This window comes from Streptomyces sp. NBC_00443 (genome assembly GCF_036014175.1).
Classification (GTDB): domain Bacteria; phylum Actinomycetota; class Actinomycetes; order Streptomycetales; family Streptomycetaceae; genus Streptomyces.
In genome coordinates, this window is sequence record NZ_CP107917.1 from 3,900,699 (window position 1) to 3,924,482 (window position 23,784).

At 71.1% G+C, this 23,784-nt stretch carries 24 protein-coding genes and 1 pseudogene; 12 read left to right on the plus strand and 13 right to left on the minus strand.

The window, feature by feature from the left end; all coding sequences use genetic code 11:
- The first annotated feature begins 35 nt into the window (after window positions 1–35).
- Window positions 36–1,679, plus strand: a complete 1,644-nt coding sequence (locus OHO27_RS17340; protein ID WP_328424904.1) for a glycoside hydrolase family 13 protein — start codon at window positions 36–38, stop codon at window positions 1,677–1,679.
- Between the two features lie 28 nt (window positions 1,680–1,707).
- On the opposite strand, the gene OHO27_RS17345 is transcribed toward OHO27_RS17340, so the two are convergent.
- A complete protein-coding gene (locus tag OHO27_RS17345; protein ID WP_328424906.1) occupies window positions 1,708–2,403 on the minus strand; it encodes an NAD(P)-dependent oxidoreductase in 696 nt (231 codons plus the stop codon).
- A 98-nt stretch (window positions 2,404–2,501) separates the two neighbouring features.
- Window positions 2,502–3,449 (minus strand): EamA family transporter, encoded by a 948-nt coding sequence (locus OHO27_RS17350; protein WP_328424908.1) that lies wholly within the window; start codon window positions 3,447–3,449, stop codon window positions 2,502–2,504.
- 79 nt (window positions 3,450–3,528) lie between these two features.
- On the opposite strand from OHO27_RS17350, the gene OHO27_RS17355 reads away from it, so the two are divergent.
- On the plus strand, window positions 3,529–4,425 hold the full coding sequence (locus OHO27_RS17355) for a LysR family transcriptional regulator (RefSeq protein ID WP_328430467.1): 897 nt from the start codon (window positions 3,529–3,531) through the stop codon (window positions 4,423–4,425).
- Between the two features lie 48 nt (window positions 4,426–4,473).
- On the opposite strand, the gene OHO27_RS17360 is transcribed toward OHO27_RS17355, so the two are convergent.
- From OHO27_RS17360 to OHO27_RS17390, 7 genes and pseudogenes are all read right to left on the minus strand, one after another.
- A complete protein-coding gene (locus OHO27_RS17360; RefSeq protein WP_328424910.1) occupies window positions 4,474–6,444 on the minus strand; it encodes a serine/threonine-protein kinase in 1,971 nt (656 codons plus the stop codon).
- A gap of 102 nt (window positions 6,445–6,546) precedes the next feature.
- A pseudogene (locus OHO27_RS17365) lies at window positions 6,547–7,811 on the minus strand (ArgE/DapE family deacylase).
- Window positions 7,812–7,882: 71 nt separating this feature from the next.
- The gene (locus OHO27_RS17370; protein WP_443059555.1) at window positions 7,883–9,304 is read right to left on the minus strand and encodes an ATP-binding protein; all 1,422 of its coding nucleotides are present in this window, start codon (window positions 9,302–9,304) and stop codon (window positions 7,883–7,885) included.
- Window positions 9,305–10,030, minus strand: coding sequence for a response regulator transcription factor (locus OHO27_RS17375; RefSeq protein WP_328424912.1), 726 nt, complete (start codon window positions 10,028–10,030; stop codon window positions 9,305–9,307). It lies immediately after the preceding gene.
- 140 nt (window positions 10,031–10,170) lie between these two features.
- On the minus strand, window positions 10,171–10,776 hold the full coding sequence (locus OHO27_RS17380) for an FMN reductase (RefSeq protein ID WP_328424914.1): 606 nt from the start codon (window positions 10,774–10,776) through the stop codon (window positions 10,171–10,173).
- Complete coding sequence (locus OHO27_RS17385; RefSeq protein ID WP_328424916.1) at window positions 10,773–11,867, minus strand: LLM class flavin-dependent oxidoreductase; 1,095 nt, start codon at window positions 11,865–11,867, stop codon at window positions 10,773–10,775. The genes OHO27_RS17380 and OHO27_RS17385 overlap by 4 nt, the downstream gene beginning before the upstream one ends.
- A 111-nt stretch (window positions 11,868–11,978) precedes the next feature.
- The gene (locus tag OHO27_RS17390; protein WP_328424918.1) at window positions 11,979–12,575 is read right to left on the minus strand and encodes a TIGR03086 family metal-binding protein; all 597 of its coding nucleotides are present in this window, start codon (window positions 12,573–12,575) and stop codon (window positions 11,979–11,981) included.
- Window positions 12,576–12,654: 79 nt separating this feature from the next.
- Here OHO27_RS17390 and OHO27_RS17395 point away from each other — a divergent pair, with 79 nt between their 5' ends.
- Window positions 12,655–13,488 carry an AraC family transcriptional regulator gene (locus tag OHO27_RS17395; RefSeq protein WP_328424920.1) on the plus strand — a complete coding sequence of 278 codons (834 nt, stop codon included), beginning with the start codon at window positions 12,655–12,657 and terminating at the stop codon, window positions 13,486–13,488.
- Here the strand turns inward: OHO27_RS17395 and OHO27_RS17400 are convergent.
- Complete coding sequence (locus tag OHO27_RS17400; RefSeq protein WP_328424922.1) at window positions 13,485–14,375, minus strand: NADP-dependent oxidoreductase; 891 nt, start codon at window positions 14,373–14,375, stop codon at window positions 13,485–13,487. The genes OHO27_RS17395 and OHO27_RS17400 overlap by 4 nt on opposite strands.
- 132 nt (window positions 14,376–14,507) lie before the next feature.
- On the opposite strand from OHO27_RS17400, the gene OHO27_RS17405 reads away from it, so the two are divergent.
- Together OHO27_RS17405 and OHO27_RS17410 are read left to right on the plus strand one after the other, a co-directional pair.
- Entirely contained in the window at window positions 14,508–14,915 is a 408-nt protein-coding gene (locus OHO27_RS17405) for a winged helix-turn-helix transcriptional regulator (RefSeq protein ID WP_328424924.1), read from the plus strand.
- A gap of 52 nt (window positions 14,916–14,967) precedes the next feature.
- Window positions 14,968–15,423, plus strand: a complete 456-nt coding sequence (locus OHO27_RS17410; RefSeq protein ID WP_328424926.1) for a VOC family protein — start codon at window positions 14,968–14,970, stop codon at window positions 15,421–15,423.
- A 118-nt stretch (window positions 15,424–15,541) separates the two neighbouring features.
- Here the strand turns inward: OHO27_RS17410 and OHO27_RS17415 are convergent, their stop codons facing one another.
- Window positions 15,542–16,027 carry a hypothetical protein gene (locus OHO27_RS17415; RefSeq protein ID WP_328424928.1) on the minus strand — a complete coding sequence of 162 codons (486 nt, stop codon included), beginning with the start codon at window positions 16,025–16,027 and terminating at the stop codon, window positions 15,542–15,544.
- A 137-nt stretch (window positions 16,028–16,164) separates the two neighbouring features.
- Between OHO27_RS17415 and OHO27_RS17420 the strand changes: the two genes are divergently transcribed.
- Window positions 16,165–16,500 (plus strand): YnfA family protein, encoded by a 336-nt coding sequence (locus OHO27_RS17420; protein WP_328424929.1) that lies wholly within the window; start codon window positions 16,165–16,167, stop codon window positions 16,498–16,500.
- Window positions 16,501–16,509: 9 nt separating this feature from the next.
- Here OHO27_RS17420 and OHO27_RS17425 read toward each other — a convergent pair whose 3' ends face one another.
- A complete protein-coding gene (locus OHO27_RS17425; protein ID WP_328424931.1) occupies window positions 16,510–16,938 on the minus strand; it encodes an ester cyclase in 429 nt (142 codons plus the stop codon).
- Between the two features lie 104 nt (window positions 16,939–17,042).
- On the opposite strand from OHO27_RS17425, the gene OHO27_RS17430 reads away from it, so the two are divergent.
- The 3 genes from OHO27_RS17430 (at window position 17,043) to OHO27_RS17440 (ending at window position 18,917) form a co-directional block, all read left to right on the plus strand.
- Window positions 17,043–17,819 (plus strand): SDR family NAD(P)-dependent oxidoreductase, encoded by a 777-nt coding sequence (locus OHO27_RS17430; RefSeq protein WP_328424933.1) that lies wholly within the window; start codon window positions 17,043–17,045, stop codon window positions 17,817–17,819.
- A complete protein-coding gene (locus OHO27_RS17435; RefSeq protein WP_328424935.1) occupies window positions 17,819–17,947 on the plus strand; it encodes a hypothetical protein in 129 nt (42 codons plus the stop codon). Before OHO27_RS17430 ends, OHO27_RS17435 begins: the two co-directional genes overlap by 1 nt.
- Before the next feature lie 175 nt (window positions 17,948–18,122).
- A complete protein-coding gene (locus tag OHO27_RS17440) occupies window positions 18,123–18,917 on the plus strand; it encodes an LAGLIDADG family homing endonuclease (RefSeq protein ID WP_328424937.1) in 795 nt (264 codons plus the stop codon).
- 46 nt (window positions 18,918–18,963) lie between these two features.
- On the opposite strand, the gene OHO27_RS17445 is transcribed toward OHO27_RS17440, so the two are convergent.
- On the minus strand, window positions 18,964–20,157 hold the full coding sequence (locus OHO27_RS17445; protein ID WP_328424939.1) for an RtcB family protein: 1,194 nt from the start codon (window positions 20,155–20,157) through the stop codon (window positions 18,964–18,966).
- Window positions 20,158–20,373: 216 nt separating this feature from the next.
- On the opposite strand from OHO27_RS17445, the gene OHO27_RS17450 reads away from it, so the two are divergent.
- From OHO27_RS17450 to OHO27_RS17460, 3 genes are all read left to right on the plus strand, one after another.
- The gene (locus OHO27_RS17450) at window positions 20,374–21,237 is read left to right on the plus strand and encodes a DUF3558 domain-containing protein (protein WP_328424941.1); all 864 of its coding nucleotides are present in this window, start codon (window positions 20,374–20,376) and stop codon (window positions 21,235–21,237) included.
- A gap of 137 nt (window positions 21,238–21,374) precedes the next feature.
- Entirely contained in the window at window positions 21,375–22,274 is a 900-nt protein-coding gene (locus tag OHO27_RS17455; RefSeq protein WP_328424943.1) for a DUF3558 family protein, read from the plus strand.
- 167 nt (window positions 22,275–22,441) lie between these two features.
- A complete protein-coding gene (locus OHO27_RS17460; protein WP_328424945.1) occupies window positions 22,442–23,776 on the plus strand; it encodes a DUF2637 domain-containing protein in 1,335 nt (444 codons plus the stop codon).
- The last annotated feature ends 8 nt before the right edge of the window (window positions 23,777–23,784 follow it).

The following is a 23,784-nucleotide window of genomic DNA, read 5'->3' on the forward strand; positions in this document are numbered from 1 at the left end:
CTCCCTCCCCCCAACGACCAAGGAGATACCCAGCCTTGTCCCCCACCTCCGCGCCCTGGTGGCGCAGCGCCGTCATCTACCAGGTCTACATCCGCAGCTTCGCCGACGGGAACGGCGACGGTGTCGGCGACATCGCCGGCATCCGCTCCCGACTGCCGTACCTGAAGTCGCTGGGCGTGGACGCCATCTGGATCAACCCCTGGTACAAGTCCCCGATGGCGGACCACGGCTACGACGTGGCCGACTTCCGCGAGATCGACCCGGTGTTCGGCACGGTCGCCGAGGCCGAGCAGCTCATCGAGGAGGCGCACGCGCACGGGATCCGCGTCATCCCCGACATCGTGCCCAACCACACCTCCGACCGGCACGCCTGGTTCCAGGAGGCGCTGGCGGCGGGCCCCGGCAGCCCGGAGCGGGAACGCTACGTCTTCCGCGAGGGCCGGGGCGACGACGGCTCCCTGCCGCCCAACGACTGGGTCTCCTGCTTCGGCGGCCCCGCCTGGACCCGGCTGCCCGACGGCCAGTGGTACCTGCACCTCTTCGCCCCCGAACAGCCCGACCTCAACTGGGAACACCCCGAGGTGCGCGCCGAGTTCGAGTCGGTCCTGCGCTTCTGGTTCGGCCGCGGCGTGGACGGCTTCCGCATCGACGTCGCGCACGGCCTGATCAAGCACCCGGAGCTCCCCGACCTCCCGCCCCGCCGGAACCCGGACGACGGGCACGCCTGGCAGCACGTCGACCATCCGCACTGGGACCGCGACGAGGTCCACGACGTCTACCGCGCGTGGCGCAGGGTGGCCGACGAGTTCCCCGGCGACCGGTCCTTCGTCGCCGAGGCCTGGGCGGACACCCCCGAGAGGCTGGCCGCGTACGTCCGCCGGGACGGCCTGCACACCGCGTTCAACTTCGACTTCCTGATGTCGAGTTGGCACCCGAAGGACCTGCGCGCGGTCATCGACGGCTCCCTGGAGATGCTCGGCGCGGTGGGCGCACCCGCCACCTGGGTGCTGTCCAACCACGACGTCGTACGGCACCCCAGCCGCTACGGCCGCAAGGCCACCAAGCGCTGGGTGGCGAACACCTCGTACGAACCCGAGGGCCCCCTCGACCTGGAGCTGGGCACCCGGCGCGCCCGCGCCGCCGCCCTGCTGATGCTGTCCCTGCCCGGTGGGGCCTACGTCTACCAGGGCGAGGAACTCGGCCTGCCCGAGGTCGAGGACCTTCCCGAGGCCGTGCTCCAGGACCCCGTCTGGGAACGCTCCGGCCACACCGACCGTGGCCGCGACGGCTGCCGGGTCCCCATCCCCTGGTCCGGCCTAAGCACCCCGTACGGCTTCAGCCCCGACGGCGCCACCGGCGAGCCCTGGCTGCCGCAGCCCGCCGGCTGGGCGCCGCACACCGTGGCGGCCCAGTCCGGCGACCCGGACTCCATGCTGGAGCTCTACCGCACCGCCCTGCGCCTGCGCCGCGAGCACCCCGCCCTCGGCGACGGCACCATGACCTGGCTGGAGACCGCCGAAGGCGTCCTCGCCTTCAGCCGCGACCCCGGCTTCGTCTGCGTGGTCAACCTGTCGGCCGAGCCGTGTCCGCTGCCCGACCACACCTCGGTGCTGCTGGCGAGCGGCCCAGTGGAGGGCGCCGTGCTGGCGCCGGATCAGGCGGCGTGGCTGGCGGTGTAGCGGACGGTGTGGTCGAACCCACATCACGTCAGGCCGGGGCCGCAAGTCCCGGGCTCTCGTCGCAGTGGACGACCGTGAAGTGGCGGATGCGGTGGACGTCGTGGATGTGGCGTCCGGGGCCGGAGGTCTCCAGTTCGTCGACCACCGCGACCGCCAGGTCCTCCGCGCTGATCCACGAACGGCCGTCCGCGCCGGTGAGCAAGGTGTCGGTGCCCCGCCGGTAGCGGCCGGTCCGGTCACCGGGCTCCAGCAGGGCCGGTGGGCTCAGATAGGCCCAGTCTGCATCGGGGTGCGCCTGGCAGGCCCGCAGCTGAGCCGTTCCGGCTGCCGCTACGGGCCGCCACTCGTCCGGCACGTACGCGGGATTGTCGGCCACCAGCAGACCGCGGTCCTCCGGGCTGCGCAACGCGCCGGCTCCGCCGACGACGAGGACGCGGATGCCGAGTCGTGCTGCGACGTCCAGCACCGTGCGGGTGGCTCCGACCAGGAACTCCTGGTCGACCGGAAGGGTCCGTACGGTGAGCACGACGGCGTCCGCCGTGGCGCCCGTGAGCGCCTCACGTAAGGCGGAGGGGTCGTTCGCGTCGACCGCGACCGGCGTGACGTTCGGACCCTGGCCCGGGGGCTTCCGGGACAGGGCGAGCACCCGGTGCCCGCGCGCACCGGCCTCGCCGACCACCCGGCTGCCGACCATCCCGGTGGCACCGAGCACGGCGATCGTCATGCCTGCCTTCACCGAACTCGTCGTAGTCGAACTCGTCGTAGTCGAACTCGTCGTAGTCGAACCCGTCGTCATAGAACTCGTCGTCATAGAACTCGTCGTCATCGAACCCGCACTCCTCTCATCAGCGCCTTCGGGGAATTGAGCTGTGCCGCGAGCAACGCGGCCAGGGCGAGCGCGAAGCCGGCGCTCTGCGGCAGGCTCAGCGATTCGCCCAGGGCGAGGCCGACGACGGTCGCGACCAGCGGGGACAGCAGCACCAGCGGTGCGGACGCGCCGACCGGCAGCCTGCCGATGCCGCGGAACCACAGCGTGTACGCGATCAAGCCGCCCATGCTCCCGAGCCACAGGTAGCCGCCGGCCGCCCCCGCGTCGATCCGCTGCGGCACGCCCTCGATCGCGAGGGTGAGGGGGAGCAACAGCAGGCCGCCGGCGGTGAGTTGCCAGCCGGCCAGGGTCAGGGGGCCGACGCCCGCGGGACGCCCCCAGCGCTTGGTGAGGACGACCCCGCCGGCCATGGCGGCCGTACCGCCGAGGCCGGCGAGCACTCCGACGGCGTCCAGTCGGGCGTTCGGCCCGAGCACGACGAGTCCGACGCCGGCGACGCCGATCACGCCCCAGGCCCATCGCCAGACCGTCGGCCGGTCGTGAAGCACCGCGATGGCCAGCCCGGCGACGAGCAGTGGCTGGGTGGCGCCGAGGGTGGCGGCGACGCCGCCGGGGAGGCGTTCGGCGGCGAGGAACAACAGGGGGAACAGGACGCCGATGTTGAGACCGCCGAGGACGGCGGCCCGCCACCACCAGTCCCCGCGCGGCAGTACGCGCGTGATCGCCAGCCCGAGCAGCCCGGCGGGCAGGGCGCGCATCAGCGCGGCGAACATCGGGTGCCCGGGTGGCAGGAGTTCCGTGGTCACGGCGTATGTGGTGCCCCACGTGACGGGGGCGATCGCGGTGAGGGCGACGGTTGCGGCGGTCACGGCGGTTGTCACCGGCAGCGCGTACGAGGGCGGCCGTATCGGGCCTGGTGACCGCTCGGTCAAGGAGTGCATGTGAAGCAGTCTCCGCAGCCGCCCCTCATGACTCCAAAGCATGGTTGTCATCACAGCCATGAACGACAACGATGGGAGCGTGGACCTTCAGCAGATGCGCTACGTCGTCGCCGTCGCCGAAACCCGCAACTTCACCCGGGCCGCAGAGCGCTGCGACGTGGTGCAGTCGTCGCTCAGTCACCGGATCGCCGGACTGGAACGGGAGCTCGGGGTCCGGCTGTTCGCCCGCTCCAGCCGCCGCGTCGAGCTGACGAGTGCAGGGGAGGCGTTCGTCGCCGCCGCGCGCGAGTGCCTGGCCGCGGCCGACCGCGCGGCCGCCGACGCCGCCGCGGCGACCGGAGTCGTACGGGGCCGGCTAGCCGTCGGTGTGATCGTGACGACGGCTGCCGTGGACGTACCGGAACTGCTGCAGCGGTACCGCGCCCGGTACCCGGACGTCCACGTCGTCCTGCGCTCCGGACGCAGCGACGAACTGGCGACGGCCATCCGCGACGGCGACCTGGACATCGCCTTCCTGGGCCTGCCGGAGGGCGAGGCGCCGTCCGGCGTGGAATCCGTGGTCCTCGATCACGACGAGCACGCCCTCGTCGTGCCGGCCAGGCACCGGCTCGCGGGCGCCTCCCGGGTCACGCTGGCGGAGATCGCCGGCGAGACGTTCGTGGACTTCGCGGCCGGGACACCGGCCCGCGCCCAGTCCGACCGGGCCTTCGCCGCGGCCGGTCTGATCCGCGACGTCGCGTACGAGGCCGGCGTCGTCGAGCTGATCTCCCGGCTGGTCGCCCGCGGACTCGGCATCGCACTGCTTCCGTCGGCGTACATCGGCCCGCTGGCCGCCGACGACCCCGAACTGGCCCTGGTCCGGGTGCTCGACGGCCCGCATCGCCTGGAGTACCTGGCCTGGAGCCGCTTCAACCCCAGCCCGGCGACCAGGGCGATGCTCGACGTCCTCGGGGTCGGACGGTCCTCAACGGTCTGAGGCGCCCCGTCGATCACCGCCAGATCCAGTGCGGTCGGTGGCCTGTGATCATTTCGCCTCCGGCAGCTGCTCGGCGATCTGCCTCAGCGCGGTGGCCGTCAGCGCCTCGGCCGTGGCGCACTGCTGAGCGGCCGACCGCTGCCCGCGCACGGTCAGCCGGAACAGCTCGGTCGTCGGGTCGCCGACGGAGTTCGTGTACGTGCGGTGCGGTGCGTGGACGACGCAACTGCCGGCGCCCTCCTCCTCCGGGGAGACGTATGCCGTCGTACCGGCGATGGACTTCGGCCGTCCGTCGTCCTCCAGCTGGTTGTCCCGGGTGAAGGACAACTCCACGAATGCCTTGTCACCGTCCGCGCTCGCCCATTCGCAGTCCCAGTTGGCGAAACCGTAGTCCGACGGCCGGGTCCGCAGGTCCGGTACGCGGTCGAGCGCGGCGGTGTCGAGCAGCTTGCAGGCGTCGAGGCGGGCGAGCGAGGTGGCCGGCCAGGACTCCGCGCGCCGGGGCACCGGGCCCCGGGCCAGCACCGTGACCGCGTAGTCGGTGGCGGCGTCGGCCAGGGCACAGGGGTCGGGGGCGCCGGCCTCCCGCCGCTCCCCGCGGATGATGATCCCCCGGCGGTCGGAGGTCCGGATGTACCGCTCGCAGTGGTCGCCGACGCGGGTCAAGCCGGCGACCTGGACGTTGCCGACCCTCCGGACCTGCACCCCGCCGTCGAACTCCCGGGCCTCACTGAGGAAGTTGGCCTCGACACCGGCGAGTTCGTCCCCGTCGTCGCCGAGTACGAGCACGTCACAGCGGTCCAACTCACCGTAATCCGGGTCGAGTTCGGTGCCCCCGAAGCGGCTCAGCGAGGCGGCGTCGAGCAGCCCGCACGGGTTGGCCGTACGGATGCCGCCGATGGCGCCGGCCTGCGCGGCGGCCGCGGCGGAGGGCTTCGCGTCAGGGGCGCGGGAGGTGTCGTCCGGGTCGCCGCCCGACGTGGCGACGAGGATCCCCGCCGTGACCGCGGCCGCCACGGCCAGTGCCCCCGCCGAGATCGCCAAGGGGCGCCGCCGACGCCGTACGGCACGCGGCAGCCGGAGCGTGAGGGAGGCGAGGGGCAGGGTGTGCGCGGTGTCGTCGGCCTGCAGCTTGCCCTGGACGTCGGGCGGGGGCGGGGCGGCCCGGGTCAGCAGGCGGTGTGCCGCGGCGGCGCCGGGGCGGCGCCGGGGGTCCAGCTCCAGCAGCGCGGCCAGCGGGGCGGTGAGCGGGCCGGCCCGTTCGGCTGGTTCGAGGTGTCCCTCGATGGCCCGGGCGACGTAGGCCATCGGGTGCTCGGCCACGCCGTACGGCGACTGCCCCTCGACCGCCGCGAAGACGCTGGCGCCGAGGGAGAACACGTCGGCCTTCTCGTCCGCCGGCCGCCCCTTGGCCAACTCGGGTGCGAGGTACTTGGGCTTGCCCCGTACTCCACCCGTGGTGACCGTGTGCGTCTGCGTGACGTCGCTCCACAGGGCTCGGGCGATGCCGAAGTCGGTCAGCCGGGCGACCCCGTCCTCGGTGACCAGGATGTTCTCCGGCGTGACATCGCCGTGCACGACGCCCATGGCGTGCGACTTCGCCAGCGCGGCAGCGATCTGGGAGCCGACGGCCCCGGCGTCCTCGGGCGGGAGCGGGCCGTTGTCGGCCACGATCTGGGCGAGGCTGCGGGAGGGGACGTACTCCATGACGATCCAGCAGGTGGCCTCGGCACCGGCACCTTCGCCCGCGGCCTCCTGCGCCTTCGCCTCCTCGTCCGTCTCCTCCACGAAGTCGAAGACCGGCACGATGTTCGGATGGTGCAGCCGTGCGGCGTACTGCGCCTCCTTCCGGAGCCTTCTGGCGGCCTGCTCGTCGTCCGGGCGGGCGCACTTGACCGCGACGATCCGCTTCAGCGTCTCGTCCCAGGCCTGCCAGACGACACCCATCCCGCCTCTGCCGATGGGTTCACGGAGGAGGTAGCGGCCTGCGACCTCATGTCCGGCTTTCAACGTCAACACGGTCACGGAGTGTACGGAGCGGTGGTCCAACAGTGACTGTTTTCACGGGACTTCATGCGGACGAGCACAGGACCCTTCCAAGGCGTCGCCCTCCGGCTCGGCTCACCTCGTGCCGACCGTCCGCAGCACCGTCACCGCCAACGTCCGCGCCGCCTGGACCACTTCGGCGAGCGACACCCGCTCCCGCTCACTGTGCGCCACCCGGATGTCCCCCGGCCCGAACTGCAACGTCGGGATCCCCGCCCCGGCGTACAGCCGCAGATCGCTCCCGTACGGCGCCCCGCACTCCCGCAGCCCCGCGGCTCCCCCGGCGTCGGCGTGGGCGCCCCGGATCACCTCCGGCAACGGATGCCCCTCCGGCAGCCGCCCGCTGCCGAACTGTCCGCCCGGCCAGGTCACGGTCGCCGGGTGCGCGCGCAGCCAGGGGCATCGGCGCAGGCCTGCGCCACGCACCGCTCGAACGCGGCCCGTGCCTGCGCCGGGTCCTCCCCCAGCCGTACCCCCAACCGCCCCTCCGCGACCAGCAGATCGGGCACGCTGCTCGCCCAGTCGCCGGCGCGCAGGGTCCCCACCGACAGGGCGTAGGGGATCGGGTGCTCGGCCATCAGGGGATGTGCGTCCCGGTTGCGCTCGGTCTCCAGCCGGGCCAGCGCCCGGTGCAGCGGCAGATACGCGTCGACCGCGCTCACGCCCTGGTCCCGCGCGCTGCCGTGGGCCGCCTTGCCGGGCACCGCGATACGGAAGGTCAGGGCGCCGGCGTTGGCGGTGACGAGGGCGCCGCCCGTCGGCTCGGCGATGACGCAGACGTCGCCCCGGTGGCCGCGCCGCAGCGTGCCGAACGCGCCGAGCCCGCCGTCCTCCTCGCCCACGACGAAGTGCACGCCGACCCGCCCGCGCAGCCGCACCCCGGCGGCCCGTATCGCCGCGAGCGCGGCGAGGTGCGCCACCAGGCCGGCCTTCATGTCGCAGGCGCCCCGGCCGTGGACGACGTCCCCGACCACCCACGGCACGAACGGATCGCCGGCCCAGGCGTCCAGGTCGCCCGGCGGTACGACGTCCACGTGGCCCTGGAGGACGAAGGCCGGCCCGTCGCCGCCGTCCTCCGTCACCCCGACAAGGCCGCAGGCCTCCTCGCGTTCGGTCTCCGCCCCCGGAAAGCCGGGGTCCGCGCGCAGCGCGTCCAGGTCCATGGACCACAGGTCGACATCAAGGCCGAGCCGCTCCAGCCGCCCCGCCAGCAGATGCTGAAGCTCCGACTCGGCCGCGCTTCCGGTCACGCTGGGCACGGAGATCAGCTCCAGCAGCGTCCGCCCGATCCCGGCCTCGTCGATCTCCGCCAGTACGGCGCTCTCCACGTCGCTCAGCACGATGACGTTCCTCCCCTCGGCCACCGGGCGCGACGCACGCCCCGCCCGAACAGATAGTGGCCCGCCCGCCCTCAGCCGGAACCGCCCACCGTGAACCCGATCGCGGTCCCGCCCCCGTCCCGCCGGAAGGCGAACGGCGCTCCGCCGTGCGACAGCGCCACCTCCCGCACGATCGACAGCCCCAGCCCGGACCCCGGCCGCGATCGTGCGTCGGCGGCCCGGTAGAAGCGGTCGAACACCCGGATCAGGTCGTCCTCGGCGATACCGGGCCCCCGGTCGAGGACCTCGACGCGCACCGTCCCGGGCCGGGCGGGACCGGCGACGTTGATCTCGATCGGCGCGGTCCCCTCGCGGTCGAACTTCGCCGCGTTCTCGACCAGGTTGGTCACCGCGCGCTGAAGCATCGCCGGCCGCCCCCGTGTCGTCGTCTCCCCGCTCGCGCGGACCACGATCCGCCGTCCCGTACGCCGCCGGGCGAGTCCGGCGACGTCCTCGGCGATGTCGGCGAGGTCCACCCGCTGGTCCGGCTCGGCGTCAGACTGCCCGGCCGCCAGGTCGACCAACTCGTTGACCAGATCGGTCAGTTCGCGTGCCTCCTGGCCCAGGTCCGCGACCAGCTCGTCCCGGGTGTCGGGAGGCAGTTCGTCGATGCGCCGCAGCAGGGAGATGTTCGTACGCAGTGAGGTGAGCGGGGTGCGCAGTTCGTGGCCCGCATCCTGCACCAGCCGCCGCTGGTCCTCCTCCGACTGGGCGAGGCGCCCCAGCATGCGGTCGAAGGCGCGGCCCAGCCGGCCGACCTCGTCGTATCCGGCGACCGGCACCTGGATGCCGAGCCGCCGGGTGCGGGCGACGTCCTCGGCGGCGGAGGTGAGGACGACCAGGCGGCGCGTGATACGCCGGGCCAGCCACCAGCCGAACAGCCCCGCGAGCGTCACCACCGCGGCCATCAGCAGCAGGGTCCGCTGCTGGAGCGCCCGCAGCAGGTCCTCGGTGTCGCTGAACTCCTGGGCGATCTGCACCGCGCCCCGCCCGCCGCCGAGCGCGACGGTCGCGACGCGGTAGACGTCGCTGCCGACGTCGACGTCCTTGTGCTGGACCATCCGCCCGGCCGTCCCGTCGGCCGCGATCAGCCGGTCGGCGGACGTGACCGGCAGTCCCGGGCGCCCCGGGTCGACGACGGCCCCGTCCGGGCCCAGCACCTGCACATCGGTACGGGCGGGCCGTACGAGATCGTGGCCCGGCGCGGAGGAGGAGAAGTCGTCCGGGGTCATCGGCCGCTGCCGGACCTCGCCCCGCAGGTCCTGCACGACCTCGTCGAACACGGACTCCTGGTCGACCCGCACCAGCCGGGCGGCGGCGGTGTACGACAGCAGCCCGACCAGGACGGTGACCACGGCGGTCACCGCGGCGAAGGACAGGGCGAAGGTGGTGCCCAGTCCTGTGCTGCGTCGTGCCGTCAGCAGCCTCCCGAGCCGACGCCGGGCCGCGCCCACTCAGTCCTCCCGCAGCACGTAACCCACCCCGCGCACCGTGTGGATCAGCTGCGGCGCGCCCGGCTCGTCGAGCTTGCGGCGCAGGTAGCCGACGTAGACGGCGAGGTTCTTGGAGCCGGGGCCGAAGTCGTAGCCCCAGATGCGGTCGTAGATGGTGGAGTGGTCGAGGACGATGCCGGCGTTGCGGACCAGCAGCTCAAGGAGCTCGAACTCGGTCCGTGTCAGCTCCAGCTCCCGCCCGCCCCGCCATGCCCGCCGCGCCTGCGGGTCCATCCGCAGCCCGGCCGCCTCGATCAGCCGGCCGGAGGGCTCGGGGGTCTGCGGCTGCTTCGGTACGTCGACGGGGGCGCCGTTCGCCTCGCTGGTGCGGCGCAGCAGGGCGCGCAGCCGGGCGAAGACCTCCTCGACGTCGAAGGGCTTCACGACGTAGTCGTCGGCGCCCGCGTCCAGGCCGGCGATGCGGTCCTGGGTCTCCACGAGCGCCGTCAACATCAGGATCGGGGTGCGGTCGCCCTCGGCGCGCAGCACCCGGCAGACCTGGAGGCCGTCGATGCCGGGCATCATCACGTCCAGCACCAGCACGTCCGGCGGCGTGCGGTGGGCCTGCGCCAGCGCCTCGACGCCGTCGGCGACCGCGGTGACCTGGTAGCCCTCCAGGGTCAGCGCGCGCTCCAGGGCGTGGCGGATGGCGCGGTCGTCTTCGGCGAGGAGAACAGTCTGGGACACGGGTTCAGTGTGCCAAGGCCTCCGGCGGTCCGGCCGTGTGAGCGAGCTTACGATCACCCTTCTTACTGGGATCTCACCCTCGCCTGGCCGCCCTGGAGGCTCCGCCCCCAGACCCCCGTTCGGCCTGAACGGCCTCGTCCTCAAACGCCGGACGGGCTGTGCAGTGAGGCCAACTGCTCGGCGAAGGGCACCACCGTGAGGTTGTCCGCGGCGGCCGTCCTGACTCCCGACAGGCCCTGCATCAACCCCGCAAGCTCGCCCGCCGCCCGCTCGATCCGGCCGTTCAGCCCCTCGGCGCCCCAGTCCTCCGAGGCGGCGTAGACGCCGGTCGGCACGACCACGGCCCTCAGATGGGCGAAGAGCGGACGCAGGGCGTGCTCCAGGACCAGGGAGTGCCGGGCCGTGCCGCCGGTGGCCGCGATCAGCACCGGCAGGCCCGTCAGCGCGTCCTTGTCGATCACGTCGAAGAAGGACTTGAACAGGCCGCTGTACGAGGCCGAGAACACCGGCGTGACGACGATCAGCCCGTCCGCCGAGGTCACCGCGTCGATCGCGGCGGCCAGTTTGCGGCCCGGGAAGCCGTTGGTGAAGTTGTGCGCGATCTCCACCGCGAGGTCGCGCAGCTCCACGACCTCCACGTCCACCGGGTCGGCGGCCTGCCGGACCGTCGCCACCGCCAGCCGGTCGCCCAGGAGCCGCGTGGAGGACGGGACGCTCAGCCCCGCGGACACGACGACGAGCTTCATGCGACGGTCACCTCTTCCGAACCCCTCTTCGCCAGCAGGGAGGCGTGCGTCGGCGCCTCCGGCACCTCGGCCGGCCGCCCGGCCGCGAACTCCTTGCGCAGCACCGGCACGACCTCCTCGCCGAGCAGGTCGAGCTGCTCCAGGACGGTCTTCAGCGGCAGCCCGGCGTGGTCCATCAGGAACAGCTGGCGCTGGTAGTCACCGGCGTACTCCCGGAAGCCGAGCGTCTTCTCGATGACCTGCTGCGGGGAGCCGACCGTCAGCGGCGTCTGGTCCGTGAAATCCTCCAGTGACGGGCCGTGCCCGTACACCGGCGCGACGTCGAAGTACGGCCGGAACTCACGGATCGCGTCCTGCGAGTTCTTCCGCATGAAGACCTGCCCGCCCAGCCCCACGATCGCCTGCTCGGGGGTGCCGTGCCCGTAGTGGGCGTACCGGGTCCGGTACAGCTCGACCATCTGCTTGGTGTGGTCGGCCGGCCAGAAGATGTTGTTGTGGAAGAAGCCGTCGCCGTAGTACGCGGCCTGCTCGGCGATCTCCGGCGAGCGGATCGAGCCGTGCCAGACGAACGGCGCCACGCCGTCCAGCGGCCGGGGCGTGGACGTGAAGCCCTGGAGTGGCGTACGGAACTTGCCCTCCCAGTTCACGACGTCCTCGCGCCACAGCCGGTGCAGCAGGGCGTAGTTCTCGATGGCGAGGTTGATGCCCTGACGGATGTCCTGGCCGAACCAGGGGTACACCGGGCCGGTGTTGCCGCGGCCCATCATCAGGTCCACCCGGCCGTCGGCCAGGTGCTGGAGCATCGCGAAGTCCTCGGCGATTTTCACCGGGTCGTTGGTGGTGATGAGGGTGGTGGAGGTGGAGAGGACCAGCCGCTCCGTCTGTGCCGCGATGTAGCCGAGCATCGTCGTCGGCGACGACGGCACGAACGGCGGGTTGTGGTGCTCGCCGGTCGCGAAGACATCGAGCCCGACCTCCTCGGCCTTCAGCGCGATGGCGACCATGGCCTTGATGCGGTCGCGCTCGGTCGGCGTACGGCCCGTGGTGGGGTCCGGCGTGACATCGCCGACGCTGAAGATCCCGAACTGCATGGTCGCTCATCCTCCAGATTGTTTACGGTTCAACTATAACCGGAGAACGGTGACCGGCCGGGCACTATTCCCGACCCGCCGGAAACCAGTGCCCGTGCGGATCCCCACAGGTCACGACGATCGCCAGTACGGCTCCCTCCCCGTCCGCGCCAGCAGCCGCTCGAACGCCGACGCGCCCTCGACCACCGGCACCGGCTCCCCGAACACCCCCATCTTCCTGGCCGTCGGTGCCAGCTCGTCCACCACGCCGGCCAGCTCCGCCACGACCGCCTCGTCGGCGGCCGGGCAGTCCTGGCCCGTGGCCCGCGCCAGGTCCCACATGTGCACGGTGAGATCGAGCAGCGCCATCGAGCCGACCAGCCGCGCGGGCATGTTCATCCCGCCGGTCCTGCCTTCCTCGGCACCGGGCGCGGACCAGGCCGCCACCAGCCGGTCCGCCTCGTCCACGAGCCGCTCCCGCCACTCGGGGCCATCGGCGACCCGGTCAGGGGTCTCGGCGAAGTCCGACGCCTCCTTCACGGCCAGCCTCTGGAACTGCACGATCACCTGGAAGAGGTGATTGACCAGCGCCCTCACGTCGTACTCGACGCAGGGTGTGGGAGCGGCGAGCGCCGTGTCGGGAATGCCCCGCACCACCGGAACCGCCCGTTCCCGCGCCATGGCCAGCAGCTCACCGATGCCGTACGTCCTCACACTGTTCGTGTCCATGCCCCCGACCGTAGGGAAGCCGCCCCCGCCCTTCTTGAAGAAACGCGACGCCCGCGCAACCGCGACGTACGATCCGGCCATGGAGGCACCCCGCCACGACACCCGCGGGATCGTCGACCCGTCCGCGCTGCTGAACCGCGTCCGGTTCCGCCGCCACGAGCCCGCCGAGCCGCTGCGCCGGCACGTCGAGTGGTACTGGCTCATCGACTGGGACCTGCCCGCGCCCTACGCCTCCCACATCGTCCCGCACCCGGCCGTGAACCTCACCTTCCAGTGGGGCGAGGACGAGGGGCCGCCGTATGCCGAGGTCACCGGCATCGCCCTCGGCCTGTACACCCGGAAGCTGTCCGGCCGGGGCGGGGTCTGCGGGGTGAAGTTCCGGCCCGGCGGTTTCCGGCCCTACGCCCCCGAGGCGCCGGTGTCCCGGTGGACGGGCCGCGCGCTGCCCGCCCGGGAGGTGTTCGCGCAGGCCACGGGCGACTCCGCCCACGCGATCGTCGCCCCCGCCGACGACGCCGCCCGCGTGGCCGCCCTCGACGCCTTCCTGCTCGCCCTGCCCTGCGCCCCGGACCCGCAGGCCGACCTCGCCATCGACCTCGTCCGGCGCATCCGCGCCGACCGCACGGTGTGCCGCGTCGGCGACTTCGCCCGGGAGCAGGGGCTGTCGGTGCGGGCACTGCAGCGCCTGTTCTCGGCATACGTCGGCGTCAGCCCGAAGTGGGTCCTGCTGCGCTACCGCATCCACGAGGCCCTGGACCTCGCCGGCACCCGCAACGATGTCGACTGGGCCACCCTCGCAGGCGAACTCGGCTACGCCGACCAGGCCCACCTCGTACGGGACTTCACGGCGACGGTGGGGGTGCCGCCCACGGCGTACGCGGCGGAGGCCCGGTCCGGCGGCACCGGCGATTAGGGAACCAGGACCAACCGGCCCCGCAGCCCGCCCTCCGCGAGCCGGGTGTGCGCCTTGACCGCGTCGTCCAGCGCGAAGGTCTCGGCCACCCGGAGGGCCAGCACCCCGTCGTCCGCCAGCCGGACCAGCTCGGCGAGCTGTGCCCCGTCGGCACTCACCTCGACCGCACCGGTCCGCACCCCGCGCACGGACGCGGGCTGGATGCCCGGAATGACGCCGATGTAGGCGCCCCCGTCCCGCACCCACTGAAGGGCCGTCTCACCCAGGATCGCGGCGTCCAGCACGGCGTCGAAGCTCCCCGCCTCGACGTCACCCGCCGTGAAACGGGTGGCCCCCAGGGACCGTACGAGTTCCTCGTCGGCCTCGCGGGCCAGTGCGGTCACGGATATCCCCCGGTGGGCGGCGAGTTGGACGGCGTACCCGCCGACCGCGCCCGCCGCGCCCGTCACCAGCAGCGACTGATCCGGCGCCAACTCCAGCCGGTCCAGGGCCTGCGCGGCGGTCAGGGCGTTCAGCGGCAGCGTCGCCGCGTGGACGGAGTCGACCGTCACCGGGGCCTTGGCGACGGCGTCCGCGGGGACGACGACGTACTCGGCGTGCGTGCCCAGCGGCTTGAGCATGCCGTGGTGCAGCGCCACGACCTCGTCCCCGACACCCCAGGAAGCGGCCGGCCCCACCGCGTCCACCGTCCCGGCCACGTCCCAGCCGAGCCCGACATCAGTGCCGGCGCCCCCGAAGACACCGGCCGCCAGCCCCGCGTCGACCGGGTTCAGCCCGGCCGCCGCGACCTTGATCCGTACCTGCCCCGGACCCGGCTCGGGCACCTCCCGCGCCACGATCTCCACGGCCTCGGGTCCGCCGAACGTCCTCACCACAGCAGCACGCATGACAACTCTCCCGGTTTATGCACTCAGTACATGTCGGGGAGGGTTTCCCCGCTGTTGCAACAACCCTAGGAAGAGTTACTATCCATTCGTAAGTAGTTACCTGGGAGTGCGTACCTACCCGCGAGGTGAGCCATGCCGACCATGACAGCGGCCCAGCGACGCGAAGAGGCCCGCATCGCCTACGACGCGTTCGTCAAGAGCTGTCCCACCAACCAGCTCCTGGACCGCCTCAGCGACAAGTGGGTCAGCCTCGTCGTCGCCGCCCTCTCCACGGGCCCCATGCGCTACAGCGGCCTCGGCCGCAAGATCGCCGGCGTCAGCCCCAAGATGCTGACCCAGACCCTGCGCTCACTGGAGCGGGACGGCCTCCTCACCCGCACGGTCACCCCGTCCGTCCCCGTCCGCGTCGACTACGCGCTCACGCCGCTCGGGCACGGCCTGGCCCTGCTGCTGACCGCGGTGAAGGACTGGGCGGAGACCCACTTCGACGAGGTCCGAGAGGCACGCGAGCGCTACGACAGCGAGACCCCGGACGACTAGGGCCTGTTGCGAAAGTGGATCGTCTGTCAGACCTGCCTGGGATGCTCCGAGCATGGAGATGACAGTGCAGCTGACGATCGACTGCTCCGATCCGCAGACAATGGTGACCTTCTGGGCCGAGGCCCTGGGCTACGTGCCTGAGCCTCCGCCGGCTGGGCACACCACGTGGCGTGCTTACTGGGCGTCGATGGGGGTGCCCGAGGCAGAGTTGCCGGCCGGTGCCGGGGACATTCCGGAGTCGATCATCGATCCCGCGGGACGTGGACCGAGAGTGTGGTTCCAGCTGGTTCCGGAGCCGAAGGCCGCCAAGAACCGGTGGCACTTCGACCTGAAGGTCGGCGGGGGCCGGGACGTCCCACTGAACGTCCGCACACAGCGGGTCAAGGCGACGGTGGAACGGCTGGTGAACGCTGGTGCCACCGTGCTGCGGATCAAGGATGAGCCGGACATGGGGCTCTACGCCGCCGCTATGCAGGACCCCGAGGGGAACGAATTCGACGTCGTCTGAGGGCCGTTGCGACGGTGTTGGTCACAGCCACTCGTTCACGGCTGCGACCAGCACAGACGCCTCGTAGCGGACGAACCGCGAGCCGTCCGGCCACCGGCCCCGGAAGCGGAGACCGGCGTCAGAAGTGGTACGAGTCCCCCGTGTCCAGCACCAGCACCCGCTGTTGATCGTTCCCACGGTCCACGCCCGCCGCGCCACCGCTGCGCACGGTGTCGAACTCCACCAGCACCTCCGACGGCGCGCCCCGCAGCCGTACCCGCAGACCGACCGGCTCCCCCACCCCGTCCGCGTCCAGCGCCCCGATCCGGCACATCACGATCCGCTCCCCCGCCCGCGCACACCTGTCGGGCAGCGCCTGCCGGTCCGCCAGCGGCGCGGACCAGCGCAGCCGTACCGTCACCGACGAGTCCGCCGCGGCACCCGTGCCGAGCCGGTACGGCGTGAACCGTACGGCGACCCGGCCACCGGACATGGCGGCGGAGCCGTGATAGGCGAGAACCGCCTCCGGCGCGCTCACCGCCCCGGCAGCCGGCGCCACGGCCATCCCGCCGACCGCCGCCATCACGGCCGCGCCGCACAGCCCAGCAACTCTCATCCGCCGCATCCGCCCACTCCTCACTCCAGCGTGGTCGTACGGATGTATCCCACGCGGAGCGAGCGGCAGGCGCCGTCCAACAGGTGATGTGTGCCGCCCCCGAACCGGTGAACGGGCACGGCGCGGCCCCATGGCAAGCTGCCCGCATGCTCGTCCTGCGCTCCGCCGCCCTCTTCGTCGTCGCCGCCCTCTTCGAGATCGGCGGCGCCTGGCTGGTCTGGCAGGGCGTGCGCGAACACCGCGGCTGGCTGTGGATCGGCGCGGGCGTGATGGCCCTCGGCGCCTACGGCTTCATCGCCACGCTCCAGCCCGACGCCGAGTTCGGCCGCATCCTCGCCGCCTACGGCGGTGTCTTCGTCGCCGGTTCACTGGCCTGGGGCATGGTCGCCGACGGATACCGCCCGGACCGCTGGGACGTCACGGGCGCGCTGATCTGCCTCGCGGGCATGGCGGTGATCATGTACGCGCCGCGAGGCAACTGAACTGAGGGCTCAGCTCGGCGGCAGCAGCCCCAACTGCCCGAGGAACTCCATCTCGTCGAAGTAGAGCCGGTAGTCCACGATGTGTCCGCTGTCGTCGACGGTGGCGAAGTCGACCCCGCGGATCCTGATCTCCTTCTGCGTCGCGGGCAGCGTCTCGCCGGTGGGCAACTGGATCGGTCCCGTGTTCCGGCCGGTGAAGACGCCCTCGTCGATGGCCGTGTTGCCGACCTCGTACGAGTGCACCGACTCGTACCGGCCGTCGGGAACCATCTCCGCCATCTGGCGCCAGTACGCGGCGATGTCGTCGCGCCCATGGAGTTCCCCGCCGTCCGGGGTGACGGCGACCGCGTCCTGTGCGTACAGGTCGGCGATGCCCTTGGGGTCCGCGGTGGTGATCGCCGCGGTGAGCCGGTCCATGACCTCACGTGCCTGTCCCATGATCCACCTCCTGCTCGGGGGCTCACCCATCTCATTGTCCCACCGTCCCGCCCGCCTATCCTGGCCGAACAGTCCCTGGACTCGACCACGCAAGAGGAGCAGCCATGCCCGCCGCAGCCCCGCCCCCCGCCTCCCGCATCGCCGTCATCACCGGTGCGAGCAGCGGAATCGGCGCCGCCACGGCACGGCAGCTCGCCGCGGCCGGCTACCGCGTGGTCCTCACCGCCCGCCGCAAGGACCGCATCGAGGCACTGGCCGAGGAGATCAACGCGGCCGGCCACTCCGCGGCGGCCTACCAGCTCGACGTGACGGACCGCGCGGCGGTCGACGAGTTCGCCCTGGCCTTCAAGACGATCGGTGTCCTGGTCAACAACGCGGGCGGCGCCCTGGGTGCCGACCCGGTGGCCACCGGCGACCCGGCCGACTGGCGCACGATGTACGAGACGAACGTCATCGGCACCCTAAACCTCACCCAGGCCCTCCTCCCCAAGCTGGAGGCGAGCGGCGACGGCACGGTGGTCGTCGTCTCCTCCACCGCCGGCCACGGCACCTACGAGGGCGGCGCGGGCTATGTCGCCGCCAAGCACGGCGCCCACGTCCTCGCCGAGACCCTCCGCCTGGAGATCGTCGGCCGCCCGGTCCGCGTCATCGAGGTCGCGCCCGGCATGGTCAAGACGGACGAGTTCGCACTCACCCGCTTCGGCGGCGACGAGGACAGGGCGTCGAAGGTCTACGAGGGCGTGGCCGAACCCCTGACGGCCGCGGACGTGGCGGAGACCATCACCTGGGCGGTCACCCGCCCCAGCCACGTCAACATCGACCTCCTGGTGGTCCGCCCCCGCGCCCAGGCGTCCAACACGAAGGTCCACAGGGAGCTGTAGTGCCGGAGGGCAGCCGCAAGGACCCACACGACGAACGCCAGATGTGGTGGTGGCTCGGCTACTTCCTGTTCGGCATCCACATCGTGGCGTTCGTGATGATCTACGCGGTGACACATGCGCCGAAGTAACCCACAGGGGTGAACATCATCGATCACCCGAACGGAGGCTGAACTGGCGACCTAGGCTCGCGCCACAACATCAAATCGACGGCCCTCGACCGGGCGGCATCCCGAGCGAGGGCCTGACCAGCAAGGAAGGAAAAGCTTCCTCTTGGCTGACAGCAAGCCTAGCGTCCACCAGTTCATGGACCTCACGGTCCCCGAGTACGCGTACATGTTCGGCTTTTTGCAGGCGGACGGGCATCTCTACCAACAGTCCCGACAGCGGGGGCGGTTGACCGTGGAGATCAGCTCCCGGGACATCGATCTGCTGCGCAGGTTCCAGAAGCTGACGCCGTACAACAGCAGCATCACCGAACGCACCCGATCCACGAACTTCGCCGAGACCCACAACTCGGTGGTCTGGAGCCTGTGCTCCTTTGAAGCGAGGACCAAGCTCAACGAACTCGGTCTGCCATATGGCCGCAAGTCGAATACCGTCGCCCAGCCCGACGTCGAGTTCTCACGCCGCGACCACCTTCGGGGAGTCATTGATGCCGACGGTTCGGTGGGCTACACGAGCCAAGGATTCCCCTTCATCTCTCTGACGACGAAGAGCACGGCGATCGCAACTTACACGGGCTCTTACGCTAGGGAAATCACCGGAGCCGAGCGCACCCTCAAGCGCAACTCACGCGACGGCATCTACAACATCCTGTACACGAAGGAGAACGCCCAGCGGCTGGCAGCCCACCTCTACTACCCCGGCTGCCTGTCACTGGAGCGGAAGCAGATCGCTGCCGATTCGCTCGGGCCCTGGGTCCGCCTTGCAGGAATGAAACGCAGGCCGCCACGCATCCATTGGACCGCCGAGATGGACCGGATTCTCCTCGCAGCGCCAACCATCGCCCAAGCAGCGGCGGAGCTCGGCTACTCCTCGAGCCCCTGCCAAAACCGCCGGTGGAAACTGCTGCACGGAGTAGTACCGCTGCCGGACTGAGCAGCCCACGATAGGCGCGGCCCATGATCGCCGCGCCTATCGCTCTCTAGCCCTTCACGCAGATGAACTGCTTCAGCTTGGCCACGACCTCCACGAGGTCGCGCTGCTGATCCATCACCTGCTCGATCGGCTTGTACGCGCCCGGGATCTCATCGACGACGCCGGAGTCCTTGCGGCACTCCACGCCACGAGTCTGCTCCTCCAGGTCCTTCGTCGTGAAGCGCCGCTTGGCCGCATTACGGCTCATGCGTCGACCCGCCCCATGGGAGGCCGAGTTGAAGGCCTTCTCGTTACCGAGCCCCTTCACGATGTACGAGTTCGTCCCCATCGAACCGGGAATGATCCCGTACTCCCCAGAGCCCGCACGAATCGCACCCTTGCGGGTCACGAGCAGGTCCATTCCCTCATAGCGCTCCTCGGCAACGTAGTTGTGATGGCAGGAGATCTCCGGCTCGAAGGTCGGCTTCGCCCTCTTGAACTCCTTGCGGATCACGTCCTTGAGTAGCGCCATCATGATCGTGCGGTTGTACTTCGCGTACTCCTGCGCCCAGAACAGGTCGTTGCGGTACGCCGCCATCTGCGGAGTGTCCGAGACAAAGACGGCGAGGTCGCGGTCGACCAGCCCTTGGTTGTGCGGAAGCTTCTGCGCCACACCAATGTGATACTCGGCCAGTTCCTTGCCGATGTTCCGCGAACCAGAGTGGAGCGTGAGCCACACACGATCCTCATAATCGAACAAAAGTTCGATGTAGTGGTTGCCGGCTCCGAGCGTCCCCATCTGCAAACCCGCCCTTTCCCGCCGGAACTTGACGGCTTCAGCAACCCCATCGAACCGCCCCCAGAAGACATCCCACCCGGCAGTGACCAACGCATGGAACCGCCCCGGCTCAACAGGGCTGTCATGCATCCCGCGCCCCACCGGAATCGCCTGCTCGATCTTCGACCGCAGCCGCGACAGGTCACCCGGCAGGTCGTTGGCCGTCAGCGACGTCTTCACCGCCGACATCCCGCACCCGATGTCCACCCCCACCGCCGCAGGACACACAGCCCCGCGCATCGCGATGACGGACCCGACCGTCGCCCCCTTCCCGTAATGCACGTCCGGCATCACGGCGAGGCCCTTGATCCACGGCAGGGTCGCGACGTTCCGCAGCTGCTGGAGCGCCCCGTCCTCGACCGTCGCCGGGTCGGTCCACATACGGATGGGAACCTTCGCGCCCGGCATCTCCACGTACGACATAACGTCCTCAATCCCCCGGAAAACACATACAAGTCTGAAATCGCAAAACCGGCACCAAGGTCGATGAAAGGGACAACGGACCGGCGCCCACGGCAGTGCGTGCGATACACATTGTCTCCAGTGGGCGCCCCCGCGCGGCAAGCGAATAACCAGCGGGGACACTGAAAGACCGGCAACGGACCGACTACAAGAGCCACCGTCGAGAGGAGCCTGACCGTGCAGCGGAAGGCCTACGTATCCGGCGTCGCCGCACTCCTCGCGGCGCTGCTGGCCGGCTGCACCGGCAGCTCCGAAGACGGCGGCACGGCCGACGGCTCCAACCCCGGCGACTCCGGCACGGCGACCGCGGCGGCCGAGCCCGGCCGGTACGACACGCTGCCCGAACCGTGCGGCGTGGTCGGCGAGGACACGCTCGACTCGCTCCTGCCGGGCATCAGGCAGATCACGGACGAGGACCAGCGCGAGAAGGCGTACGAGGGCGCCCCGACCCTCACCTACGACACCGACCGCAAGGTCGGCTGCCGTTGGAAGGTCGAGTCGGCCGACGCCACGGACCATCTCTTCGTCAACTTCGAGCGTGTGGTGTCGTACGACACGTCGGTCAGCGACGACAGCGAGGCGGAGCAGCTCTTCGCGGCCCTGCGGGAGGCGGCCGACCTCCCCGAGCCGACGAGCACCGAGTCCGGCGGCACCGCGACCGGCGAGGGCACCGCCTCCGCCGACCCGAGCGGCTCGCCCTCCTCCTCGTCCCCGGCCTCACCGTCGGCGTCCGCGTCCTCCTCCCCCTCCTCCACCCCGTCGGGCTCGGCGACCTCCACCGACGGCGCGACCCCCGCCGCGCTCCAGCCCCGTGTGCTCGACGACTTGGGCGACGAGGCCTTCCTCGACGACAAGCTCGGCAGCTCCGGTTCGACGGCCCAGCAGCGCAAGGTGACTGTGGCGTTCCGCACGTCCAACGTGATCGTGACGATCGAGTACGAGGAGCAGCCGGCCACCGTCGGCACGGTCCCGGACAGCGAGGAAATGCAGGACAGGGCCCAGAAACTGGCGGCACAACTGGCCGACGAACTGGCGGAGTAGCGCCCCTCGCGCACCCTCGTACGCCCAAGTGCGACGTAACCGAAACGAGACCACACACCTTCTTCACCGCGTACCGTGGCCCCTCGGACCCGATCCGACCGCAGGGACCACGAGTGTCAGTCATGAGTGAAGGAACCATGCAGCGAGCAGCAGAGCGAGAACAGCGTGACGGGCGTAAGCAGCACGAGCAGCGGGGGAAGGGCCTTCACGGCCTGCAGCGTGCCCTTGTCTGCGCGGCCGTCGTCCCCGCGGTGCTGATCGCCGCGGGCTGTTCCTCGGACTCCGGTTCGGACGACAAGGCCGCCGGGGACACGAAGGCCTCGGCGTCGGCGTCCGAGTCCGCGAGCCCGTCGCCGACGGTGCAGGCGGCGGCGTACGAGGCGATTCCGCAGCCGTGCAAGGCGCTGTCGAAGAAGACGTTGGAGGAGCTCGCTCCCGAGGCCAAGTCCGGCAAGGAGAGTTCGTCGGACGAGGCGTCGACGCGTGGCTCCTGCTCCTGGAGCAGCCTCGACAACAACGGCGTGAAGGGCTCGCAGTTCCGCTGGCTCAACGTCTCCCTGCTGCGCTTCGAGTCGGACGTCTCGCGTGGCTCGGGCGACAAGCGGGCGCAGGAGTACTACGCGACGCAGGCCCAGGGCGCGAAGGCGGTGTCGGGCGCGAAGAACATCAAGTCGGAGCCGGTCGCCGGGGTGGGCGACGAGGCGACGGCGGTGCGCTACGACCTGAAGAAGAAGGAGGGTTCCTTCCGGCAGGAGACGATCGTGGCCCGGGTCGAGAACGTCGTCGTGACGCTCGACTACAACGGCGCCGGTCTCGCCGGTGAGAAGACCCCGAGCGCGGAGTCCCTGGACAAGCTCGCGCGCAAGGCCGCCAAGGAGGCGGTGGCCGCGGTGACGAAGGCGAACGGCAGCGGCAGCGCGGGCACGCCGAGCAGCGCCCCGTCGAAGTCGGCTTCGAAGTCTCCCTCGAAGTCGCCCTCCGGAAGCTCCTCGAAGGGCTCCGGCTCCCCCTCCAAGTCAGCGCCGAAGAAGAGCTGACCGTCACACCTGCCCCACCGCTGAGTCACAACACGCAGCTCAGCCACGCCTGTTGTACGGGCCCGGCCCCCTGAAGGGACCGGGCTCGTGCCGTACCGGCAATCCGCACGCCGCACAGATGTGCCACCCTGTTGCGCGCAACAACATGCACTGGGAGGGGAGTACGAGTGGCCGGGCCACCGCAGCTGACTCGGACGCACCGCATTCTCATCGGTGTGGTCGTGTTCGGCGCCGTCATCATCGCCGGCATCGGCTTCGCCGGTTCGTACGCGGCCGTCCGCGAGCTGGCCATCCAGAAGGGCTTCGGGAACTTCAGTTATGTCTTCCCGATAGGCATCGACGCAGGTATCTGCGTCCTGCTCGCTCTTGACCTTCTCCTGACGTGGATCCGCATACCGTTCCCGCTCTTGCGCCAGACGGCGTGGCTGCTGACGGCGGCGACGATCGCCTTCAACGGCGCGGCGGCCTGGCCGGATCCGCTGGGCGTCGGCATGCACGGCGTGATCCCGATCCTGTTCGTGGTCTCGGTGGAGGCGGCCCGCCACGCGATCGGGCGCATAGCGGACATCACGGCCGACAAGCACATGGAGGGCGTCCGCCTCACCCGCTGGCTCCTCTCCCCCCTCCCGACGTTCCTCCTGTGGCGCCGCATGAAGCTGTGGGAGCTGCGCTCCTACGAGCAGGTCATCAAGCTGGAGCAGGAGCGGCTGGTGTACCAGGCCCGTCTGCGCTCCCGCTTCGGCCGGGCGTGGCGGCGCAAGGCGCCGGTGGAGTCGTTGATGCCGCTGCGTCTGGCGCGGTACGGGGTTCCGCTGGCGCAGACGGCTCCGGCGGGGCTGGCGGCGGCGGGCATCGAGCCGGCCCTGCTGCCGCCGGTGCCGAAGCAGGCCCTGGACGCCGTTCCCCCGGCCGGCGCGGCCGACATGACGCCGGGCAACGCCGCCGGCCCGCGCGCCGCCGCGGCGCCGGTCCCCCGGCAGGCGGCACCCGCCGGCGAGCAGCGGCCCGAGCTGGCCGGACCCGATCCGGCCGGCCCGCCCGACGTCGAGCAGTCGGAGTACGTGCAGGACTGGTTCAACACCCCCCGGAACGTCGAGTACCAGGGCAGCTACAACGCCCAGTACGACCCGCAGGGCCACTACGAGCAGTGGTACGAGGAACAGCTCCAGGCCGAGCAGTACCAGGACCTGTACCAGCAGGAACCGCCGGTCCAGGAACCCTCCCCCGAGGACACCGGCACCTTTCCGATCCCCGTGACCGGCAACCGCACCCGCCAGCTCGGCGAGGGGGGCGGCCCTCCGGAGCCCCCGGAGCCGAACGAGGACGACTTCTACCAGGTCTTCCGTCAGTCGATCGACGGCAGCTACCCCACGCCCCGCGTCCTGGGCGACAACATCCAGGCGACGTACGGCACGTCGCTGAACCCCAGCGAGCTGAAGACCCTCACGGAACGCTTCCAGAAGCGCCACTCGGCGGAGCTGGAGGAGGACCACATCGCCTGACCCTGAGC

Bases quoted from the DNA above. Each gene is read 5' to 3' on its own strand.
- OHO27_RS17390 (WP_328424918.1), bottom strand. From the start codon at position 12,575: ATGGACACGAACAGTGTGAGGACGTACGGCATCGGTGAGCTGCTGGCC.
- OHO27_RS17350 (WP_328424908.1), bottom strand. From the start codon at position 3,449: ATGCACTCCTTGACCGAGCGGTCACCAGGCCCGATACGGCCGCCCTCG.
- OHO27_RS17385 (WP_328424916.1), bottom strand. From the start codon at position 11,867: ATGCAGTTCGGGATCTTCAGCGTCGGCGATGTCACGCCGGACCCCACC.
- OHO27_RS17410 (WP_328424926.1), top strand. From the start codon at position 14,968: ATGGAGATGACAGTGCAGCTGACGATCGACTGCTCCGATCCGCAGACA.
- OHO27_RS17425 (WP_328424931.1), bottom strand. From the start codon at position 16,938: ATGGGACAGGCACGTGAGGTCATGGACCGGCTCACCGCGGCGATCACC.
- OHO27_RS17430 (WP_328424933.1), top strand. From the start codon at position 17,043: ATGCCCGCCGCAGCCCCGCCCCCCGCCTCCCGCATCGCCGTCATCACC.
- OHO27_RS17420 (WP_328424929.1), top strand. From the start codon at position 16,165: ATGCTCGTCCTGCGCTCCGCCGCCCTCTTCGTCGTCGCCGCCCTCTTC.
- OHO27_RS17440 (WP_328424937.1), top strand. From the start codon at position 18,123: ATGGACCTCACGGTCCCCGAGTACGCGTACATGTTCGGCTTTTTGCAG.
- OHO27_RS17455 (WP_328424943.1), top strand. From the start codon at position 21,375: ATGCAGCGAGCAGCAGAGCGAGAACAGCGTGACGGGCGTAAGCAGCAC.
- OHO27_RS17345 (WP_328424906.1), bottom strand. From the start codon at position 2,403: ATGACGATCGCCGTGCTCGGTGCCACCGGGATGGTCGGCAGCCGGGTG.
- OHO27_RS17415 (WP_328424928.1), bottom strand. From the start codon at position 16,027: ATGCGGCGGATGAGAGTTGCTGGGCTGTGCGGCGCGGCCGTGATGGCG.
- OHO27_RS17380 (WP_328424914.1), bottom strand. From the start codon at position 10,776: ATGAAGCTCGTCGTCGTGTCCGCGGGGCTGAGCGTCCCGTCCTCCACG.
- OHO27_RS17400 (WP_328424922.1), bottom strand. From the start codon at position 14,375: ATGCGTGCTGCTGTGGTGAGGACGTTCGGCGGACCCGAGGCCGTGGAG.
- OHO27_RS17395 (WP_328424920.1), top strand. From the start codon at position 12,655: ATGGAGGCACCCCGCCACGACACCCGCGGGATCGTCGACCCGTCCGCG.
- OHO27_RS17445 (WP_328424939.1), bottom strand. From the start codon at position 20,157: ATGTCGTACGTGGAGATGCCGGGCGCGAAGGTTCCCATCCGTATGTGG.
- OHO27_RS17405 (WP_328424924.1), top strand. From the start codon at position 14,508: ATGCCGACCATGACAGCGGCCCAGCGACGCGAAGAGGCCCGCATCGCC.